General features: G+C 73.0%; 1 protein-coding gene. It reads right to left on the bottom strand.

Annotated features, from left to right (window positions below):
- Nucleotides 1–382 (bottom strand): molybdopterin-binding protein (locus ACZ3HG_RS23135; protein ID WP_465334636.1); only part of this gene is annotated, 382 nt, incomplete at both ends.

The raw sequence follows: 382 nt of genomic DNA, 5'->3' as shown, positions 1-382 counted from the left end.
AGGACTCGGATGCCACGAGCCGGGCGCGGCGACGGTCGACGGTCGCGCGGCCCTGGAGCGCAAGCAGCGCGGGTCGGACGAACACCTCGAAAGACACCGCGACGCTGACCGGGTTGCCGGGGAGTCCGAACACGAGCCGACCGTCCTCGAGTGCGCCGAACGCCTGCGGTTTGCCGGGCTGCATCGCGACCTTGACGAAGGCGATGCGGTCGGACAGGGCCTGCCGCACCGGCTCGTATGCGCCGGCGCTCACGCCTCCCGTGAAGACGACCACGTCGGCCTCGACCGCGCGGGCGAGGACCGCGTCGACCGTCCCGGCGTCGTCGGTCACGTGGGCGACGAGGACGACCTCGGCGTCCGCCTCAGCGACGAGGGAGGCGAG

The organism is Erwinia sp. PME.40.26/001, assembly GCF_055556675.1.
Note: the sequence above shows the minus strand (reverse complement) of the source record. Positions and strands in the feature narration are given on the sequence as shown.